At 67.4% G+C, this 14,527-nt stretch carries 13 protein-coding genes; 2 read left to right on the forward strand and 11 right to left on the reverse strand.

The features are described 5' to 3' along the window. Positions 1–2: 2 nt before the first annotated feature. Positions 3–1,100 (reverse strand): ferredoxin reductase, encoded by a 1,098-nt coding sequence (locus A5782_RS15715; RefSeq protein ID WP_067101805.1) that lies wholly within the window; start codon positions 1,098–1,100, stop codon positions 3–5. Between the two features lie 241 nt (positions 1,101–1,341). Here A5782_RS15715 and A5782_RS15720 point away from each other — a divergent pair, with 241 nt between their 5' ends. After that, positions 1,342–2,205, forward strand: a complete 864-nt coding sequence (locus A5782_RS15720) for a DMT family transporter (RefSeq protein ID WP_067101807.1) — start codon at positions 1,342–1,344, stop codon at positions 2,203–2,205. Positions 2,206–2,228: 23 nt separating this feature from the next. Here A5782_RS15720 and fadD1 read toward each other — a convergent pair whose 3' ends face one another. From fadD1 to A5782_RS15765, 9 genes are read right to left on the reverse strand one after another with little or no spacing between them, the layout of a single operon-like run. Then, positions 2,229–3,848, reverse strand: a complete 1,620-nt coding sequence (gene fadD1, locus A5782_RS15725) for a fatty-acid--CoA ligase FadD1 (RefSeq protein WP_067101810.1) — start codon at positions 3,846–3,848, stop codon at positions 2,229–2,231. A gap of 24 nt (positions 3,849–3,872) precedes the next feature. Next, the gene (locus A5782_RS15730) at positions 3,873–5,468 is read right to left on the reverse strand and encodes an NAD(P)/FAD-dependent oxidoreductase (RefSeq protein ID WP_067101814.1); all 1,596 of its coding nucleotides are present in this window, start codon (positions 5,466–5,468) and stop codon (positions 3,873–3,875) included. Then, complete coding sequence (locus tag A5782_RS15735) at positions 5,465–6,427, reverse strand: alpha/beta hydrolase (RefSeq protein WP_067101819.1); 963 nt, start codon at positions 6,425–6,427, stop codon at positions 5,465–5,467. The genes A5782_RS15730 and A5782_RS15735 overlap by 4 nt, the downstream gene beginning before the upstream one ends. Before the next feature lie 26 nt (positions 6,428–6,453). Then, entirely contained in the window at positions 6,454–6,864 is a 411-nt protein-coding gene (locus tag A5782_RS15740) for a Zn-ribbon domain-containing OB-fold protein (RefSeq protein WP_067101824.1), read from the reverse strand. Between the two features lie 2 nt (positions 6,865–6,866). Continuing rightward, complete coding sequence (locus A5782_RS15745) at positions 6,867–8,069, reverse strand: thiolase family protein (RefSeq protein ID WP_067101827.1); 1,203 nt, start codon at positions 8,067–8,069, stop codon at positions 6,867–6,869. After that, positions 8,066–8,524, reverse strand: a complete 459-nt coding sequence (locus tag A5782_RS15750; RefSeq protein ID WP_067101830.1) for a MaoC/PaaZ C-terminal domain-containing protein — start codon at positions 8,522–8,524, stop codon at positions 8,066–8,068. The genes A5782_RS15745 and A5782_RS15750 overlap by 4 nt, the downstream gene beginning before the upstream one ends. A gap of 16 nt (positions 8,525–8,540) precedes the next feature. Next, positions 8,541–9,041 carry a MaoC family dehydratase N-terminal domain-containing protein gene (locus tag A5782_RS15755; protein ID WP_067101835.1) on the reverse strand — a complete coding sequence of 167 codons (501 nt, stop codon included), beginning with the start codon at positions 9,039–9,041 and terminating at the stop codon, positions 8,541–8,543. Beyond that, positions 9,034–10,149 carry an acyl-CoA dehydrogenase family protein gene (locus A5782_RS15760; protein WP_067101839.1) on the reverse strand — a complete coding sequence of 372 codons (1,116 nt, stop codon included), beginning with the start codon at positions 10,147–10,149 and terminating at the stop codon, positions 9,034–9,036. The genes A5782_RS15755 and A5782_RS15760 overlap by 8 nt, the downstream gene beginning before the upstream one ends. 22 nt (positions 10,150–10,171) lie before the next feature. Beyond that, positions 10,172–11,362, reverse strand: coding sequence for an acyl-CoA dehydrogenase family protein (locus A5782_RS15765; protein ID WP_067101844.1), 1,191 nt, complete (start codon positions 11,360–11,362; stop codon positions 10,172–10,174). 265 nt (positions 11,363–11,627) lie between these two features. Between A5782_RS15765 and A5782_RS26220 the strand changes: the two genes are divergently transcribed. Beyond that, entirely contained in the window at positions 11,628–11,792 is a 165-nt protein-coding gene (locus A5782_RS26220) for a hypothetical protein (RefSeq protein ID WP_156623970.1), read from the forward strand. Between the two features lie 20 nt (positions 11,793–11,812). Here A5782_RS26220 and A5782_RS15770 read toward each other — a convergent pair whose 3' ends face one another. After that, positions 11,813–14,479, reverse strand: a complete 2,667-nt coding sequence (locus tag A5782_RS15770; RefSeq protein ID WP_082942953.1) for an ATP-binding cassette domain-containing protein — start codon at positions 14,477–14,479, stop codon at positions 11,813–11,815. Positions 14,480–14,527: the final 48 nt, after the last annotated feature.

The raw sequence follows: 14,527 nt of genomic DNA on the forward strand, positions 1-14,527 counted from the left end.
GATCACAGTTCGAGCTCAACATCGCCTTCGGCGGTGTTGATGCAGATCCGTACGTCTTGTTCGGTGGGTTCGATTACTTCACCTGAGCGCAGGTCACGCAGCTTGCCCGACTTCAGCGTCCCGACGCAGGTATGACAAATTCCGATTCGACAGCCGTAGGCGAGGTTGAGACCGGCCTTCTCCCCCGCCTCCAAAATCGATGTGCCGCCGTCACATTCGACGTCCTTCTCACTGTCGAGGAACTGCACCGTGCCGCCCTCACCCGCGTTGGCGTCGCCGCCGATCTTGGGCTGGAAGCGTTCAAAGTGCAGACGGTCGCGGTCTCCGTTGCTTTCCCAATGCTCGATCAGCGCGTCGAGCATGTCACCGGGCCCCGAGCAGAAAGCTTCGCGTTCGCGCCAGTCCGGACACGCTTCGTCCAGGGCGTTTGGCTCCAGCCGGCCGCGTTCGCCGGTCAGCCGCAAATCCAGCCGCATCCCGGGGTGGCGGCGATCGAACTCTTCGAGGACCGACAAAAACATGACCTGCTCGCGGGTGCGCGCGGAGTGAATGACCACGACATCACCGAAGTCACCGCGGTGGTCGATGCTGCGCAACATGCTGATGATCGGCGTAATACCGCTGCCCGCGCTGATGAACAGCATCTTGGCCGGCAACGGCTCAGGCAGCGTGAATACGCCTTCCACCTCACCAAGCCGCACAAGGTCCCCCGGCTGGACCTTCTGGACCAGATATGGCGACACCACGCCGCCGTCGACCCTCTTGGGCGTCACGCTGATCAGCCCGTCCTCGGGCGCGGGGTCCGACGTCAACGAATACGCTCGCCAGTGGTAGACGCCGTCGACGACCACGCCCAGCCGCACATACTGGCCGGGCTTGTGGCCCGGCCATTCATACCCGGGCCGGATCAGCACGCTCGCCGCTTCCGAGCCCTGCGGCTCGACTCGTTCGACCTTTCCGCGCAGCTCCCTGGTGGTCCACAGCGGGTTGATCATTTCCAGATAGTCATCGGGCTGTAGCGGGCTGAATAGCCGCCGCACCGCCCGCAAGAACAACCGACGCCCGCGGGGGACGTTGGGCTGGGCACCACGTTCAGCCATAGGCACAGAGTACACAGGTGTACACCGACGCTAAACCTCAATCCGAATTCTGTTGCAGCGCAGGGTTAGACATATGCCTAATGGGCGCACAGAAATATCATCGCTGTTCACTGGTTCTCGTTTACCGGGTTTGGGCTGCTGCGATACGTAACTCTGACGTGCCCGTGGGGTGCACCTGCCAAACATTTGTTCATTGATGCCATGCTCGGCGCGACAGGGCGCCGGCCCGCTGTGACGCCTAATGTCGGTGAGTGTGTTGATCGGCTTCCTCCTCGCGCTGGGCTGTTCGCTCTGTTACGGGACGGCGACGGTGTTGCAAGCGGCCGGAACCCGGTCCGTCGAAGCGGGCAGCGGCTCGGGTGTCGACACCGTGCTGCTGTTACGAGCCGTTCGGCAGTGGCGCTACCTGGCCGGGGTCGGACTCGACGTCGTCGGGTTCGCGCTTCAAGTGGCCGCGCTGCGCTTGGTCCCGATCTATGTCGTCGCGGCGGCGCTGGCCGCCTCGATCGCGGTCACCGGCGTGGTGGCCGCGTGGGTCTTGTCGGCGCGGCTGTCGTCGGCGGAGTGGACAGCCGTCGGCGTGGTCTGTCTCAGCCTGGTCGTCCTCGCCCTGGCCGCCGGGCCGGGACACTTTCGGCATGCCCCGGCCGGGCTCGGCTGGGCGCTGCTGGCGGTGGTGGCCGCGATCTTCATCGGCGGCGCCGCCGCCGGGCGGTTACCCGACCGCACGCGTGCACTCGCACTGGGGTTGGGCGCCGGAAGCGGCTTCGGCGTTGTCGAGGTGGGCGTTCGTTTGATCGAGGCGATCGATCCCACCAAACGCTCCTTCTACACCAACCCGGCTCTGTACGCGGCAGCGGTGGGTGGCGCCGCGGGATTTCTGTTGCTCACCTCCGCGTTGCATCGCGGATCGGTGACCACCGCCGTCGCGGGGATGGTGGTCGGTGAAACCCTGGCACCGGCGTTCGTCGGGGTGGTGTGGCTCGGTGACACCGCGCGCGACGGACTCGGGTGGTTGGTGATCGTCGGCTTCGCCGTCGCCGTATGCGCAACGCTGGTGCTGGCGCGGTTCGGCGAAGCGCCCGTTGCCGAGGAAGCGGGCTGAAGCCGCGTGATTCAGGACTTAGTTCATGACCCCGCGACGGCCGACGCCGCACGGCCATCGGCGATTTCGTCCACCGGCGCATAACCGGTGCCCCGCGCGGGGCGCACCCACAACTGACCGCCCTGAGCGGTGACGGCCGCGGCGATCAGCGCACGCTTGAGGATTTTGTTGGTCGCGGTCGCGGGCAGCTGATCGTTGATGCGCACGTAGCGCGGCCACGCCTTAGGGGACAGATCGGGTTGCGCGGCAAGGAATTTCTCGAAATCATCCGGGCCCAGGCGCGCCTTCGGCCGCAGTACCAGGGCGGCCATCACCTGGTCGCCGACCCGGTCGTCGGGGACCGCGTAGACGGCGACCTGGCTTATTTCGGGCAGCCGCGCCAGAATTCGCTCGACGGGCCCGGCCGCCAGGTTCTCCCCGTCCACCCGCATCCAATCGGCGGTTCGGCCGGCAAGGTAGATCCAGCCGTCGGCATCACGGTAGGCCAGATCGCCCGACCAGTACATCCCGTGCCGCATGCGCTCGGCGGTGGCGCCCGGATCGTTGTAGTAGCCGGCGAAGGGCCCGGCCCCCTGGGTGTTGACGAGTTCCCCCACGGCCTCATCGAAGTTGGTCAGCGCCCCGTGCGCGTCGAACTTCGCGACCTCGCATTCCCGCAGTGTCGTCGAGTTGTAGATGCCCACCCCCGGGTAGGGCTTGCCGATGGAGCCCGGTGGGGTGCCGTCTTCGCGCACCACGATCACCGCGAATTCACTGGAGCCGAAGCTGTCGACCACCCGGCATCCGAAACGCCTTGCGAATTCGGCGATGTCGCGATCGGTGGCCTCGTTGCCGAACGCCACCCGCAGGGTGTTCTCGGCGTCGTCGGGACGTTCGGGGGTGGACAGGATCAATGCCAGCGGCTTGCCGACGTAATTCAGGTAGGTCACCCGGTAGCGGCGGACGTCGTCGAGGAAGCGCGACGGCGAAAAGCGCGCCGGCACCATGGTGGCCCCGCTACCGATGGCGACCGCCCACCCGGCGGCGACACCGTTGGAGTGAAAAAGCGGCATCGACAGGTAGCAGACGTCGTCGGCGGTGACGTCGTACTGAAAGATCAGGCTGGCACCACACATGATCGCCATGCCATGGGCGAACCGCACCACCTTTGGGTCACCGCTGGTGCCCGAGGTGAAGATCATCATCAGGGTGTCGGCGGCGGCCACCTCGCGATGGGGAACCAGCGGTGGCGCGGCGGCCACGGCCTCGGCGTAGCGTCCGCGAGTCACATCGATTAGCTGGATACCGTTGAGGTCCAACCCATCCACTAGTTCCCGATGCTCCGGGTCGACGAGCAGCAACTGGCAGTCGGATCGTCGGATGTCGGCCAGCAATCCCGATCCGCGCCGCGTGGTGTTGATTCCGCACAGCACGTAGCCGCCCAGCGCTGCGGCGGCCATCGCCCGCAGCATGGCCGGCGAATTACCGAGTAGGGCACCGACGTGCAACGGCCGTGCGGTGTCCGCGAGCGCGATGAGGACCGCGGCCTCCGCCTCGGCTTCGGCCAGGTGCTCGCGCCAGGTCCAGGTCCGCTCCCCGTGAGCGAGCGCCGGGGTGTCGTCGTGGCGGCGCTGCCGCAATAGCTGTTGAACCGTCTCCGGCACTGGCTCACTTCCTCGTCGACGTCGTCATCGGGTGGTCAACACCAGTCCCGCGTAGTCGTTGTGGGCCACCTCGTCACAGTGCCGCCGGTAGGTGCCGAAGCCGCCGATGTAGGGCATGAAGACTCGCTTCTTGCCCTCGATATTGGCGCCCAGGTACCACGAGGATGCCGCCCTGGGGAACAGCGTCCGTTCGGCCGCTTGCGCCACGTGCTCGGTCCAGGCGAGCGCCGCATCGCGGCGTGGCTCGACCTCGGTCACGCCGAGGCGCCGCGCGGCCCGCACCAGATCGATGATCCAGTCGACCTGAACCTCGGCATGCAGGACCATATTGGCCAGCACCGAGGGACTGCCCGGACCGCTGATGGTGAACAGGTTCGGCAGCCCCGGAACCATCAGGCCGAGGAACGTGACCGGGCCGTCGGCCCAGATGTCGCGCAATCGCTGTCCCCCTGGGCCTTTCGGGTCGATCCGGGTCAATGCCCCGGTCATGGCGTCGAAGCCGGTCGCGAAGATCAGCACATCGCAGGGATATGTCGTCGCGCCGGTTCGTACGCCGTCGGCGGTGATCGCTTCGATGGGCTCGCGGCGCAGGTTCACCAGCCGAACGTTGTCGCGGTTGAAGGTTGCGTAGTAGCCGTCGTCGGTACAGATCCGTTTGGTTCCGATCGGGTGATCGACCGGGATGAGATCCGTTGCGACGACGGGATCGGTGACGATCTCGCGGATCCTCTCCTCGGCGAACGTCCTGGCGACATCATTGGCGGACGGGTCCCTGGTCTGGTCGGGAAAGGTCTTGGCGAAAAGGACCCCGCCTTCGCGCCAGCGCTTCCACAGCGCTTCAGACCGCTCGCTGGGTTCGGTGTCGACGGCGTTCTTGTGGTAGGTGCCGTGCGGTGTACCCGCCGCCGCGTAGGCGGAGACCCGGCGACGCTCGGGATAGTCCTCCTGGATCTGTCGCTGTTCCCCAACCGACCACGGCCGGTTGGGCATCGGGATGGTGTAGTTCGCGGATCGCTGAAATACCACCAGGCTTTCGGCGTGTGCGGCGATGATCGGCGCCACCTGGATCCCCGACGACCCCGTCCCGATCAGGCCAACCCGCTTGCCGCGCAGGTCCGGATCGTCGCGCGGCCACGCCGCCGTGAAATACACCTCGCCCGAGAAGTCGTCGGCGCCCGGGATATTGGGCCGATTCACTGCCGACAGGCAGCCGGTTGCGCACAACAGAAACTGTGCGGCACACCTGTCCCCGGTCGCGGTGTCAACGTGCCAGCGACCTTGATCGAAGGTGGCGCCGATGGCGTCGACGCCGAATCGGTAGTGGCGGCGCAGATCGAAGCGGTCGGCGACGTGGCGCAGGTAGGCCAGGATCTCCGGCTGAGCGGCGAAGCGTTCGGTCCACTGCCAGCTCCGCTGCAGCTCTTCATCGAATGAGTAGGAGTAGTCCACACTTTCGACGTCGCAGCGCGCGCCCGGATAGCCGTTCCAGTACCAGGTACCGCCCACGTCGGGCGCTGCCTCGATAGCGGTGACCGACAGGCCCAACGAGGCGACCCGGTGCACGGCATAGAGCCCGGCGAACCCGGCGCCGATGACGATGACGTCGCTGACGTCGGTCACGACACCGCGCTTCGGTACGTCGGATGCAGTAGCCGGCGCAGGTCGGCGCAGACCAGATGCTGCGCCGAGGCCGCCGGTGGAAAGGATTGGATGGTCATGAACCCGTGGAACAGTCCGGGAAAGTCCCGGTGCACGACGGACACTCCCGCGTTGCGTAGCCGGCCTGCGTAGTCGCATCCCTCGCCGTGCAGAGGATCACGCCCGGCCGTCACGATCACCGCGGGCGGAAGGCCGGCATGAGAATCCGCGCGGGCCGGGGCCACCAGATAGGGCGGGTCGAAAGCCGTTTGCGCGCCCAGATATTGGCGCCAGTACCACTGCATCGCCGCGCGAGTGTTGAAGTAGCCCGTGCTGTAACGGTGATAGCTGTCGGTGTCGAAGGTCGGATCGATCGCCGGGTACATCAGCAACTGCGCGGCGGGCCGGGCGACGCCACGGTCGCGGCAGAGGATGGCGGTGACCGCGGCCAGGTTGCCCCCGGCGCTGTCGCCGGCAACCGCGATGCGCGCGGGGTCGATGCCCAGCTCGGCGGCGTGCTCGACCGCCCAGAGGAACACCGCAAACGCGTCGAGCGCCGCCGCCGGGGCGGGATGTTCGGGGGCGAGGCGGTAGTCGACCGAGACCACGACGGCTCGACTGCCCCGGGCCAGAGCCCGGCAGAATCCATCGTGAGATTCGATGTCGCAGAAGACGAATCCACCCCCGTGGGAGAACACGATCGCGACGCGGTCCCCCGACGGCACACCGTGCGGCTGGTAGATGCGCACCGGGATGTTGCCGTCGGGCCCCGGAACCAGGCGGTCGGTGGCGCTGCGGACATCATCGAGGTTGTTGACCGGCATCCGGCGTTCGGCCACCGCGGCACGTGCCTGCGGTCCGGTCATGTTCTCGACGCGCGGGAACCCGGCGTTCAACTGGTCGAGCATGGCCTGCACTGTGCCATGAAGGGGGTCGTCCATGTGCACCTCCGACCTCGCCGTTGAGATCATGCGGGCCGATATTTCAGGAGGGTGATTGCCTCTCCAGGGAGATCGTAGAACACCGGCTCCACCCGCATCCCGATACGGATCTCGTCCGGGTCGATGTCGACCAACTCGGTGCTGAATTTCGGCCCGGCATCCCACTGCACCACGGCGAGCAGCTGCGGCAGCGCGTCGGCCCACGGCGGGCCGGTGGGCCGGCGGGCGATCGTGAAGGTGTACAGCGTTCCGGCACCGTCGATTTCACGCCATTCCAGGTCGTCGGCCAGGGTTCCGGGGGCGAGCGTGCGCGGATAGAAGACGTAACGGCGCGACGACGGCGAGTACTGCACCCGGATCCGATGCTGGGCCAGGCCGTCCCAGAAAGGCTGCGAGACGGGCGTGGGCTCGGGGATGGGAACCGCTGCAGGATTCATCGTCAGTCCCCCCGCATGAGCAGCGCGACCTGTTCGCTCATGATGCCGCCGTTGCCGGTCACGAACGCGGTGTGGCAGTCGGGTACCTGCGCGTCGCCGGCCCGGCCCATGATCTGGCGTACACCGTCGACCACATGGTGCATGCCACCGGCCATGCCGGCCTGACCGAAGGACAGTTGGCCACCGGCGGTGTTGACGGGGAAGTCGCCACGGTAGGTGAGGTCGTGCTCGCCGACCCACGACATGCCTTTGCCTTTCGCGCAGAATCCGGCGTCCTCCAGGGTCATCAGCACCGTGATGGTGTAGCAGTCGTAGAGGGATGCGACGTCGACGTCGGACCGGTCGAGCCCGGCCATCGCGAAGGCCCGGTCGGCGGCGCGCGCGATCGGAGTGGACAGCAGGTCGTCGGCGTAGGTCGGGGTCTTGAAGGCGATGTGTTCGCCGAAGCCCTTGATCCACACCGGGCGGTGGCGGCCACGGCGGGCGACGTCGGCGTTGGCGATCAGCACGCCCACTCCCCCGTGCACGCGCATCACCGTTTCCAGCATGTGGATCGGGTCGGCGATCATCGGACTGTCCAGCACGTCGTTCACCGTGATGGGGGTGCCGTGAAACACCGCGCCGGGATGCGCACACGCGTTGGTGCGCTGGTCGACGGCGATCTTGGCGACAGCCGCCGGATCGTAGCCGAATTCGGCCGCGTAGCGCTGAGCGATCTGCGCGTAGGGCGCGTTCTGCCCCACATTGCCGTAGGGAATCTCGAATTCGGCTTGCGGCGAGCCATAGTTGTTCGACGAGGCCCCATACCAATTCGGGTCGGGCGTGGGTCGCCGCTCGGACTGGGGCACCGATGCCGACCCGGGCACCACGGCCAGCGCCGCGTCGCAGATGCCTAGTTCGACCGCCGCCGCGGCCCGCCAGATCATGCCGGCGGATGTGGCCCCGCCGAGATCCACGCGCTCACCGAAATCTAGTGCCAGACCCAGGTATTCGCACAGGGTGGCCGGTGCGAACATGGCCGACTCGGCGATGCCGTGGGTCAGCAGGCCGTTGACAGAGCCGGGATCGACTCCGGCATCCTCGATCACCATTTTCGCCAACACCGCGTACTGGTCGACGGTGAACAGCGGCGCGCGGGTGGGACGCCGCTCGGCGGGCAACTCCGCGATACCGACAATGGCCGCCTCGCCGCGCAACCCGGTCACGGCCGGGCTCCCCGCATCGGCAGCTCGACCGTCGCCAGCCCCGGCATCAGGATCGTGTCGTCACGGCGCCCGGCGATGACAAGATCAACCAGCCCGGTCCCCGTGTCGCTCAAGCGTTTACCGGTGACCTCGCCACCGAAACTCAGCGGCTCGCCGGGATAGGCGATCGCCCGGTTCTGCACCGAGAACGACACCAGTCGCCCGCGCCCGCCGACCCACTCGCCGAGGGCGCGGGCCAAAAGCGCCGCCTGCAGCGGGCCATGGACCAGGACGTTGTCGTACCCTTCGGTGTCTCGAGCCCATTCCTTGTCGTAGTGAATGCGGTGTCCGTTGTAGGTGGCGGCGCTGAAGAAGAACATCTGGGTCTCATCGACGGTGACGGTCAGTGTGGGAATCTGCTCGCCCACGGCGATGTCTTCGAAAAATGGTTGGTAGAACACCTGCTGATCGGTCATGGCGCACGGAGCCTTTCTAGGGGCGGGCGATCATGGATGTCGACGCTTCGGCCAGCAGGTCGCGGTGTTGGTTGCGGTACACCGTGTGCCAGGTGACAAGCACGAAACTGCCAGAGCGACCCTGCTTTTCGGCCATGGACTCGATGGTGCGGACCATTTCGATCTCGTCGCGGTGATAGGCCGGCAGATGAAACGTGAAGCTCTCCCCGCCGGCCATCCGCTTGGGGGCGCGGGGGAACGCCAGGCTGCCGGAGACCGCGCCGGACGATCCGTCGGGGCGCAGCGACTCGAGCGGCGATACGCCGAGGATCGCGTATTGCAGAAACAGCGGGGGGCAGACGATGTCGCGATATCCATTGGCCCTGGCGTAATCCGGGTCAAAGTACAGCGGGTTGTGGTCACCGACCGCCGCCGCCCACCGTTGCCAATCGCGCCGGTTCACCTCACCGGTCGCCGACGCGGCGACCGTGCCCACACGCGAGGCCGATTCCGCATCGATCAGGGTGTCCTCACTCACGGTTTTCCTCCAAGGTTTGCGCCAGCCAACCCGCGGCCACGTCGGCTCCGCCGCCGAATGTCGAACCGAAGCGTGCCCGCTCGGTCCACAAGTGCAGGTCGATCTCGGTGACATATCCCATGCCACCATGCAATTGATGGGCGTCCAGCGTGCTCAGCCGGGCCGCGGTGGCCGCGTGCATGCGCGCGATGGCCGTCTCCCTGCTCGCGACGCGGCCTCGTCCCAGCCAGAAGACCGCCGCCTGCGCGGCCAATCGCGCTGCCGCCGCGGCGATGTGCATGTTGGCGATGAGATGCTGGGCGGCCTGAAACGACGCGATGGGCCGGCCGAATTGATGACGCAGTTTGATGTAGTCGACGGTGCGGTCCAATACGGCCTGGCCGACACCCGCCAGGTCCAGTGATCCCAGCGCCACCGCGGTGTTGGCCACCCGGCGCAGCGCCGGTGCGGTGACCCCGTCGAGCATCGCCTCCTCGGTGACGCAGACATTGTCGAAACGCACGGTGAATGCCCGGATCCCGCCGGCCATGTCGAGCGGTTCCACGCCGACACCGCCGGCACGAACGTCGACGACGAAGACCACCGTGCGCCCGGCCGCGGCGGCGGACACCACGATGAGATCGGCGACGTCGGCATCGAGGACGTAGTCCGCGATTCCGTTGAGCCGCCACTGGTCCGGGGCGGGATCGGCCTGCAGCACCGGGGCGACGAGGGCGGCGTCGCGGGCGTTCCACAGCGCGGTCGTGGCGCGGACGCTCCCGGACGCCAGGGGCGGCAGCCAGCGGGCCTTGATGTGCGGGGGGCCGAGTTGGTCGATGGCCAGCGCGGCCTGGACACTGCTGTGCACCGTCGTCGGGCACAGTGCGCGGCCGGCCTCGGTGTAGAAGACGGCCAGGTCTTCGAGGGAGCCGCCGGCCCCGCCGTATTCCTCGTCGATGGCCAGGCCGAAGACGCCCGCATCGGCCAGCGCCTTCCACAATGCCGGCGTGCTACGGTCCGCGCCGGGTTCGTTCAGCCCGCGCACCAGGCCGATCGGGTTTTCGGCGGCCAGCAACGCACGTAGCGCCGAGGCGAACTCGCGCTGTTCGGCGGTGGCGATCGTCTTCATAGGTGCTGTGCCAGGCTCGGAGTCAGCGTCCATAGGAGGGCATTGCGTGCCCGCGCTGGGCGATGATGTCGCGCAGCACCTCATTGGTGCCCCCGCCGAAGCGCATCAGCGGGGCGGCCCGGTAGAGCCGCTCGAATTTGCCGGCCAGCGGGGCCTGTTCGCTGCGGTGCGCCAACAGGCCGTCCGGGCCGAGCAGATCGAGCGCCAGATCGGCGATGCGCTGGCGCAGCTCGCTGGTGAACACCTTTTCGACACTGACCTCGACGGTCGGAATGACGCCGCTGTCGAGGATCGACGCTGCCTCGTAGCCCATCAGAATGGCCACCGCTACGTCGGCCTCGGCCTGTACCAGCCGCCGGCGAAGCGCCTGATCGTCGGCAGGTACGGTCCCGTCGCGCCGCGGCCGTCGCGCCAGCTCCTGCAACTCCTCGACGGCGCGGCGCAAGTCCCCGGCATTGGTCAACGCACCACGTTCGAGATCGAGCGCACCGGTGATGTAGGTCCAGCCGCGGTTGACCTCGCCGACCAGATTGGTGACCGGCACCCGCACGTCACGGAAGTGCACCTCGTTGGTGCGATAGCCCGACCAGGCGTACAGCGGACGGATTTCGACGCCCGGGCTGTCGATCGGCACGATGATGACCGAGATGCCTCGATGCCGCGCGCCGCTTGGATCGGTACGGACGCAGAGCCATTCGTGCGTCGCGCGCTGGGCGCCGCTGTTCCAGATCTTGGTGCCATTGATCACCCATTCTTCGCCGTCACGAGTGGCGCTGGTCCGCAGGCCGGCCAGGTCGGTTCCCGCCTCGGGCTCGGAATAGCCGACGGCGCAGATCATTTCGCCTTTGGCGATCAGGGGGAGCCATTCGGTCTTGTTGCGCTCGGTGCCGTGCCGCATGATCATCGGCGCCACCGACGTCACCGTCAGGTCGGGACCGGGCACGCCCCAATATTCGAATTCGCTCATCAGCAGGTGCAGATGAACGGCGCCGAAGCCCCTTTCACCGGCAAGGCCGCCGTACTCGCGCGGCCAGTTCAGACCGAACCAGCCCTTGGCCCCGATCTTGCGGCGAAACCGGGCCACTTCGCCGTCGGGAAATTCCAGGTCATGCGCGGCAAGCTCGGCCCGCAATTCCGGGGTGACGTTGTCGCGCAGGAATTCACGAACCTCTGTGAGCCAGGCGCGCTGCCCAGCGTCGAGTTCGAAATCCATTCCGGCGCCTGTGCCTTTCTGCGAGCCTTACACCGAGCAGCGCCAGCGTAACGCCACCACGAGATTGCGCCCGGGATTTCGCCGTAGCGTTATGCCCCGGCGGGCCGCCGAAGGGTCGACCGGCCTCCGCTGTAAAGGCGCTGTCAAACTCCCGTTAATTCGCATCGTGGCCCTCGCGGTTGCGCCGACGGGCTGAGAAGATCTACAGATCGGTTGGTCGACGCGGACCAGGCACGCTGCCCACCTCCAGCCCCAGGGAGAAGTTATGCCCACTGTTGAGATGCGCCTCCGCGATGATTTGCGCAACTACGCCGTCGAATTGCGGCAACTGGCGTACACGCTGCCGCTGGGCGTGCGCGAGCACGATCTGCTGCAACTGTCGGACCGCATGCGGGCCGCGGCCGAGCAGCTGGTCCGCAAGGGCGCCTGACAGCGAGGCCGCGCGAGCGCTCAGCCGCCCCTGAGGCGGATCTTCCAGCGCACGAAGCCCAGGTAGACGGCGCTGATCGCAAACAGCATGCCGACGTCGAACCACCACGTCGCCGGGGTGTGCTGCCAGTGCGAATCCTTCGGAGTCAGCGGGCCGGGCACCAACTTGGTCAGGTCGGCGGTGGAAGCCGACGCCGCGAATCCCCACCGCGCCGGGGTGGCCCACGACATCTGGTCGAGGCCGATGCGCGCGGTGACCGGAATCATCCCGCCGGAAAACACCAGTTGTGACATGACCGCCACCACCAGCAGCGGCATGATCTGCTCGTTGGACTTGGCGACGGCCGATAACGCCAGCCCCAGCATGGCCGACGCCACGCACGTCAGCGCGACGTCGGCGAACAGCTCCAGGCCCGGCTTGCCCAGCGCCACGGCGCCCTGGGTGGGGGCGCCCTTGCCGACCACCGCGATGATGCTGACGATCGCCGATTGGACGATCGCGAAGACCGTGTACACGCAGACCTTGGCCAACAGATACGCCGACGTGGACAGGCCGACCGCCTGTTCGCGCAAGAAGATTGCCCGCTCACCGATGAGGTCGCGGATGGTCAAAGCGGTGCCCATGAACACCGCGCCGACGTTCAGCAGCACCAGGATCTGCCCGGGCTCATTGGGCGCGGCGCCCATCGGGTTCGGGACCCCGAATCCGACATCGCCGGGCACCGACATCGACAACGACCCCATGATGAACGGCAGGAGCGCGAGGAAAACGAAGTAGCCGCGGTCCGAGATGATCAGCCGCATTTGACGCCGGGCGATCGTGGAGAACTGCCGCAACAGGCTGGTGTGCGAGGGATCGCCCAGTTCGGCGGGTTTCTCCGCGGGCGGCGGAGCAGGCGGCGGGCCGGTCCGGGCCAGGTAGCGCGCGCGGGAACCGTCGGGGTCGCTGGCGACGGTGCTGAAGATGTCGGCCCAGTTGGTGGTGCCCATGGCGGGGCCGATTTGGCTGGGCGGCCCGGAGAACGCCGTCTTGCCGCCGGGGGCGAGCAGTAACACCTGATCGCAGACGTCCAGGTAGGTCAGCGAGTGGGTGACGACCAGCACCACGCGACCGGCGTCGGCCAGCTGTCGCAGCATAGTCATCACCTGCCGGTCCAGCGCCGGGTCCAGGCCGGAGGTCGGCTCGTCGAGGATCAGCAGCGACGGGCCGGTGAGCAATTCCAGCGCCACCGACGCGCGCTTGCGCTGACCGCCGGACAGCTTGTCGACCCGCGTGTGCAGATGTTGGGTCATCTCGAGCTCTTCGAGCACCCGCGCCACCACCTGGGCGCGGTCGTCCTTCGTGGTGTCCGGTGGCAGCCGCAGTTCGGCGGCATACATCAACGCCTGCTGCACGGTCAGTTGGCCGTGCACCACGTCGTCCTGGGGCACCATCCCGATCCTGCTGCGCAACGAGGCGTATTCGGCGTGAACGTTGTGCCCCTCGAATGACACGGTCCCCGTCGTCGGGTGCGTGTACCCGGCGATCAAGCGGGCGAAGGTCGACTTGCCGGCGCCAGAAGGCCCGATGATCGCCGTCAGCGTGCCGGGAAGGGCGGTCAGCGAGATGTTGTCCAGCAGCGTTTTGTTGTTCTCGATCGTCCAGGTCACTCCGCGCACGTCGAGGCCGCCGCTGCGCGTGGCGGTCGCGGTCTGGTCGCGACGGGCCAGGTTGCCGCCATGGAAGATGAGGTCGATGTTGCCGATCGTGACGACGTCGCCGTCGTGCAGCAGGGCCGAATCGACCCGGACGCCGTTGACGAAGGTGCCGTTGATGCTGCGGTTGTCCTGGATCTCGGTGCCGGTGGGTGTCGGGATCAGGGTGGCGTGGTGGCGCGATGCCAGGACCTCGGGGATGACGATGTCGTTATCGTTGGCGCGTCCGATCTTGATCGCACCCGGCACGTCCGGCCCGGTCTTGCCCGGCCGCAGTATCTTCATCATCGACGTCGCGAGGATCGACGAGTCGCCGCCGATGCGGCCTGTCTGGGGTGCTGCCGGTCCCGCGGTGGTGGGCGGCGCTGCGTGCGTCGACGGTGACCGGTAAATCTGCGGCGCGGGCTGGGATCCGCTGGGCGGGGCGCTCGGGAGTCCGCTGGTCGGGTATCGCGGCTGCGGCGCCGACGGATAGCTCGGCGTTGGTCCGCCGGCCGGCGGGCTCGGCTGCGCGGCGGTGGGCGGATGGACGGGGTGGCGGAACGAGGCCGACGCCGGATGCTGGGGCTCGTCGGGGTCCTGGGTGCCGAATGGCTGGCTCTGCGGTCCCCGCGCCGGCGGTTCGCTGGGGTTGCTGACGATCGGTATCGACGTCGTCAGAGGGGGCCGTCCAGCCGAACCCTGGTGGCGGCCGACCTCGAAGGTCAGCGCCGGGCCGTCCGGGTTGCCGACGTTGAGCCGCAGGCCGTCCTGGATGTCGACGACCGGGACGCGGCGGTGGTGAACATAAAGGCCGTTGAGGCTGCCGTTGTCGATGGCGATCCATCGGCCCTGGTCATATCGCACGATCAGGTGGGTGCGGGAGATCAGTGGGTGGGCAACTCGCACGTCGGCGCGGAGGTCACGCCCGATCACTACATCGTTGCCTGCCGCGAAGGTGCGCTCGGCTCCCTCGTACCGCACAGTCAGCGCAGGCGGGGCTGGTGGGCTCATCAGGACCAACTGTAACGCCAGCGGCGCAACTCATCCGCTCGGCTCTTC

Source organism: Mycobacterium sp. 852002-40037_SCH5390672 (assembly GCF_001665875.1).
Taxonomy (GTDB): domain Bacteria; phylum Actinomycetota; class Actinomycetes; order Mycobacteriales; family Mycobacteriaceae; genus Mycobacterium.

Bases quoted from the DNA above. Each gene is read 5' to 3' on its own strand.
- A5782_RS15715 (WP_067101805.1), bottom strand. From the start codon at position 1,100: ATGGCTGAACGTGGTGCCCAGCCCAACGTCCCCCGCGGGCGTCGGTTG.
- A5782_RS15720 (WP_067101807.1), top strand. From the start codon at position 1,342: ATGTCGGTGAGTGTGTTGATCGGCTTCCTCCTCGCGCTGGGCTGTTCG.
- A5782_RS15735 (WP_067101819.1), bottom strand. From the start codon at position 6,427: ATGGACGACCCCCTTCATGGCACAGTGCAGGCCATGCTCGACCAGTTG.
- A5782_RS15740 (WP_067101824.1), bottom strand. From the start codon at position 6,864: ATGAATCCTGCAGCGGTTCCCATCCCCGAGCCCACGCCCGTCTCGCAG.
- A5782_RS15750 (WP_067101830.1), bottom strand. From the start codon at position 8,524: ATGACCGATCAGCAGGTGTTCTACCAACCATTTTTCGAAGACATCGCC.
- A5782_RS15760 (WP_067101839.1), bottom strand. From the start codon at position 10,149: ATGAAGACGATCGCCACCGCCGAACAGCGCGAGTTCGCCTCGGCGCTA.
- A5782_RS15765 (WP_067101844.1), bottom strand. From the start codon at position 11,362: ATGGATTTCGAACTCGACGCTGGGCAGCGCGCCTGGCTCACAGAGGTT.
- A5782_RS26220 (WP_156623970.1), top strand. From the start codon at position 11,628: ATGCCCACTGTTGAGATGCGCCTCCGCGATGATTTGCGCAACTACGCC.
- A5782_RS15770 (WP_082942953.1), bottom strand. From the start codon at position 14,479: ATGAGCCCACCAGCCCCGCCTGCGCTGACTGTGCGGTACGAGGGAGCC.